This window comes from uncultured Nevskia sp. (assembly GCF_903885465.1).
In the GTDB taxonomy this organism is placed as follows: Bacteria; Pseudomonadota; Gammaproteobacteria; order Nevskiales; family Nevskiaceae; genus Nevskia.
In genome coordinates this window covers 1-4,113 of record NZ_CAISIQ010000375.1, presented here as the reverse complement: position 1 = coordinate 4,113, position 4,113 = coordinate 1, and the positions used below count along the sequence as shown (strand labels likewise).

The 4,113-nt window shown below is 67.0% G+C and carries 6 protein-coding genes; 3 read left to right on the top strand and 3 right to left on the bottom strand.

Annotation, left to right across the window (positions count from 1 at the left end):
* Positions 1-585, top strand: a 585-nt coding sequence (locus tag QZY06_RS14720; RefSeq protein WP_295685830.1) for an SDR family oxidoreductase, incomplete at its 5' end; no start/stop codon positions are given.
* A 21-nt stretch (positions 586-606) separates the two neighbouring features.
* Complete coding sequence (locus QZY06_RS14715; protein WP_295685829.1) at positions 607-1,023, top strand: 4-oxalocrotonate tautomerase; 417 nt, start codon at positions 607-609, stop codon at positions 1,021-1,023.
* A 12-nt stretch (positions 1,024-1,035) separates the two neighbouring features.
* On the opposite strand, the gene QZY06_RS14710 is transcribed toward QZY06_RS14715, so the two are convergent.
* Positions 1,036-2,007, bottom strand: coding sequence for a helix-turn-helix domain-containing protein (locus QZY06_RS14710; RefSeq protein ID WP_295685828.1), 972 nt, complete (start codon positions 2,005-2,007; stop codon positions 1,036-1,038).
* A gap of 95 nt (positions 2,008-2,102) precedes the next feature.
* On the opposite strand from QZY06_RS14710, the gene QZY06_RS14705 reads away from it, so the two are divergent.
* Positions 2,103-2,645, top strand: a complete 543-nt coding sequence (locus QZY06_RS14705) for a hypothetical protein (protein ID WP_295685827.1) — start codon at positions 2,103-2,105, stop codon at positions 2,643-2,645.
* A gap of 1 nt (position 2,646) precedes the next feature.
* On the opposite strand, the gene QZY06_RS14700 is transcribed toward QZY06_RS14705, so the two are convergent.
* Positions 2,647-3,117: a nuclear transport factor 2 family protein gene (locus QZY06_RS14700; RefSeq protein WP_295685826.1), complete on the bottom strand. Its 471-nt coding sequence runs from the start codon at positions 3,115-3,117 to the stop codon at positions 2,647-2,649.
* 8 nt (positions 3,118-3,125) lie between these two features.
* Positions 3,126-4,113: flavin-containing monooxygenase (locus QZY06_RS14695; protein WP_367275652.1), on the bottom strand; the 988-nt coding region annotated here is incomplete at its 5' end.

The window sequence follows — 4,113 nt, the reverse complement described above, 5'->3', positions numbered from 1 at the left end:
GACATCGCGTCGGATACTTCTATCGCTGCCATTGCAGCGATGATCGACGGCCCGGTGCGGATGCTCGTGCATGGCCCCGGCGTGGCCACTGCCGGCGGTGTGATGAGCGCGCCGACGGCGGCCGTCGTCGATGCCGTCAACATCAAGGTCGGCGGCCTGCTGCGGCTGGTGCGCGCGGCGGACAGCCAACTACAACGCGGCTCGCGCATCGTCGCGATCGGCGGCCATTACGGCTTCGAGCCCACCGCTTATGCCGCCACGGCCGGCGTCGCCAACGCCGCGCTCGCCAATGTCGTCCGCCAGTATTCCTGGGCTTATGGATCGCGCGGCGTGACCGCGCATCTAGTGGCGCCGGGCCCGGCGGATACCGACCGCTTGCGCCGGGTCGCCACGTCCCGCGGCGAACGCGACGGCATCAGTGCCGATGCGGTACTCGACGAGATGCGCCAGGAATCGGCGATCGGCGCCTTCACCACTGTCGAGCAGATCGCCTGGGCGATCGAACTGCTGCTGGCGCCGGAGGCCGATGCCCTGGCCGGCGGCACCTTGTTCATGGACGCCGGCCGCCGTAAAGGCTTGCCGTAAATCTCGCAACCGAGCACGACGATGCCGATCATCCATTTCCATCTCGCCGAAGGCCGCTACAGCGAAGCGCAGCAGCGCCGGCTGCTGGTCGAATCCAGCCAGCTGTATGCGCAGGTGCTGCGCTGCCCGATGGACCGCGTGCGCGCCTACCTGCAGTTCTATCCGCAGCGGCTGGTCGCAGTTGCCGGTGAACTGGTCAGTGAAGGCGCGCCGGATGCGCCCTACTTCCACTTCCTGGTGCTCGAAGGCCGCTCGCTCGCCGAACGCCATGCGCTGCTGACGGGCTTCACCGATTTGCTCGTCGATTGCCTCGGAGCCACGCGCGGCCAGGTGCGCGGTGGTTGCTGGCCGATTCCGCCGGAAGACTGGGCGATCGGCGGCACCCCGGCCAGCGTCGTGAGGGCGGCCGAAGTGGCGGCTCGCGCATCGATCTGCTGATCGCGTCCCCGATCAGCTACCGCTGAAACTGGCCCGCCAGGCTCCCGGCGACACGCCCAGCGCACGCCGGAAATGCTGGCGCAGCGATACCGCCGAGCCGAAGCCGGCGAGTACCGCGATCTGCTCGACCGGGTGCTCGGTGGTTTCCAGCAGACGCTGGCTTAAGCCCAGGCGCTCGGCCGTCAGCCAGTCGATCAAAGTCATGCCGGTGCGTTCGCGGAAGCGGCGCGTGAAGGTGCGGCGGCTCATCAGCGCGCGTGCGCTCAGGGAATCGAGATCGTGGGGCTGGTGCAGATGGCCGTGCAGCCAGTTGATCAGCGCATCGAGCCGAGTATCGGCGCCCGTTGTTGGCAGAGGTTGCTCGATGAACTGCGCCTGCCCGCCCTGACGGTGCGGCGGCACCACCAGCCGGCGCGCGACCTTGTTGGCGATCTCGCTGCCGCAGAGGCCGCGCAGCAGATGCAGGCAGCAGTCGAGTCCGGCGGCGGTGCCGGCCGTGGTGGTGATCAGGCCATCGTCGAGATAGAGCACGTCGGCATCGACGTCGATGTCCGGATGCTGGCGCGCCAGCTCGGCGGCGTAACCCCAGTGCGTGGTCGCCCGGCGGCCGGCGAGCAGGCCGGCATCGGCGAGCACGCAGGCGCCGAGGCAGAGGCCGACGATCCGCGCACCGCGGGCATGGGCAGCCTGCAGCGCGTCGAGCAGCGCCTGCGGCGGTCGCTCGGCCGGATCACGCCAGCTGGGCACGATGATCAGGCCGGCGTCATCCAGCGCTTCCAGACCGTGATCGACGCTCAAGGAGAAGCCGGCCGTGGTCCGCAGCGGCCCGGGCTCCGAGGCGCAGACCTTGAACTCGAAGCGAGTCAGGCCCGGATGCTCCTCGCCGAACACGGCGCAGGGCACGGCCAGATGGAAGGGGCTGATGCGATCGAAGGCGACGACGACCACGATCGGCATCGGTCGGGAACGGGTGATGGCAGTCATGGCCCGATGCTATCGGCTTTTGTCGTTCGGGCCACTGACGGCGGCGAGGCTGCAGTCTCGATAATCGCCGCTAGCCACTGCCCGGACGCATAGCCATGACCGTTGAACCGAACTTCCCGTTGCTCGACGAGATTCTTGGCCAGTGGACCGAACAGCTCGGGCCGGACTTGCTGCCCTACCGCAATCACTGCACCCGGATGCTCAACTTCTGCTTCGCGCTGCAGCCCGGCTGCACCGCCGGGGAGCGCGAGCAGCTGATCATCGCCGCTGCGTTCCACGATCTCGGCATCTGGTCCGACGGCACCATCGACTACCTGCCGCCGTCCGAGGTCCGCGCTCGGGACTACCTCAGCGCGCACGGCAAGACCGACTGGATTCCGCTGGTCGATCGCCTGATCGACGAACACCACAAGCTGCGCGCCTACACGGATACGCGCTATCCGCTCGCCGAAGTGTTCCGCAAGGCCGATCTGGTCGACGTGTCGCTGGGCCTGGTCCGCTTCGGCCTGCCGGGCGCGTTCGTCAAGGAGGTCAGGACGCTGCTGCCGAACGAAGGTTTCCACAAGAAGCTGATGAGCCTGGCCGGCGGCTGGTTCAAGCTGCATCCGCTAAGCGCCCCGCCGTTCATCAAGTGGTAGCTCAGGCTTCCGGCGGCGCCGTCAGCGGATAGCCCAGCCCGGCGTAATCCCAGCCGCCGAGTTCGAGCCGTTCGAGCGATGCATCCTGCGGGCTCGCGTAATAGGCGCGGATGTCCTGGATCAGGCCGCGTTCGCTGTAGCGGTACCACTCATCGCCGCGCAGCAGCACGTTCTTGCGGCGCTTGAAGTGCGACCACTCGATCGCGGCTCGGCGTGTCGCGGGATCGACGATCACGTGATCGACGGTCCAGTACGAACCCAAGGTTTCGACTGCCGCCTGCCAGCGTTTGCCGATGGTCAGCGCACCGCGAAACGGGCCTTCGTACATGCCGGGCGGAAAATAGTGCACGCCGTCCGGCTCGAAGTAGGCGGCGATCCGTTCGGCATCGCCGCTGTTGCAGGCGTCGAAGTAGGCGCGGATGTGGGCTTCGATGCCGGCGGTGGTCAGGGTCGCAAGGACAGGTTCGTGCATGGCGGTTCTCAACTCAGTATGTAGTCCTGTGGCTCGATGGCTCGCGTGCGCCGCCACAGCTCCAGCGCGGTGAACGGCCAGTTCTGGGTGACTCTGCCCTTGGCGTTCTTGTACCAGCTGCTGACCTTCGAATAGCCCCAGGCGCGCAGCGCGTTGGCCTCGTCGATGCGCTGGTTGTATTGCGCGTAGATCTCCGGCTTCACGTCGATCGCCTTGAGGTTCTTCTCCAGCAGCAGCCGCACACCTTCGAGCACGTAGTTCGCCGCGCATTCGGAGATGTAGATGATGCTGGCGCCGTGCAGCACCAGATTGGTGTTCGGACCGTAGAGACAGAACAGGTTCGGAAAGCCGCTGATCGTCGCGCCCAGATAGGCGCGTGCGTCGCCATTCCAGACCGCGTGCAGGTCATGACCGTCGCGGCCGATCACCCGCATCGGCATCAGGAACTCGGAGGCCTTGAAGCCGGTGCCGTAGATCAGCACGTCGTACTCGTGCTCGATGCCATCGACGGTCCTGATGCCCTTCGGCGTAATCCGCTCGATGCGCGTGGTGATCGCCTTGACGTTGTCGCGCTTCAGGGTGGCGACCCAGGTGCCGTTGTCGCGTGGGAGGCGCTTGGAGCCCGGCGGCACGTTCGGCACCAGCAAGGGCCTTAGCTCTGGACGGTCGGCGATCTGGAACTCGGCCCAGCCGGTCAGCGCCTGGCGCACGGCATCGTTGGCGGCGGAGATCGCGGTCTCGGTCGGTGGATAGCCCGGGTCGACGGTCGCGGAGTCGAGAAAGCCGATCAGCTGCGGCGTGAACGTGAACAGGCGATGCCACTGGATGTAGTTCGGCAGGTTCGCCATCAGCCAGCGCAGGCCGTCCTCGGTCTGCGCGTGCAGATGCGGTGTCGGCAGCAGCCAGGGAACAGTGCGGACGTGGATGTCGAGCTGCGCGGCGATACGCGCGACATGCGGAATGAACTGCGTGGCGCTGGCGCCGGTGCCGATCACG

Coding starts and splice junctions, on each gene's coding strand:
- QZY06_RS14700 (WP_295685826.1), bottom strand. CDS start 3,117: ATGCACGAACCTGTCCTTGCGACCCTGACCACCGCCGGCATCGAAGCC.
- QZY06_RS14710 (WP_295685828.1), bottom strand. CDS start 2,007: ATGACTGCCATCACCCGTTCCCGACCGATGCCGATCGTGGTCGTCGTC.
- QZY06_RS14715 (WP_295685829.1), top strand. CDS start 607: ATGCCGATCATCCATTTCCATCTCGCCGAAGGCCGCTACAGCGAAGCG.
- QZY06_RS14705 (WP_295685827.1), top strand. CDS start 2,103: ATGACCGTTGAACCGAACTTCCCGTTGCTCGACGAGATTCTTGGCCAG.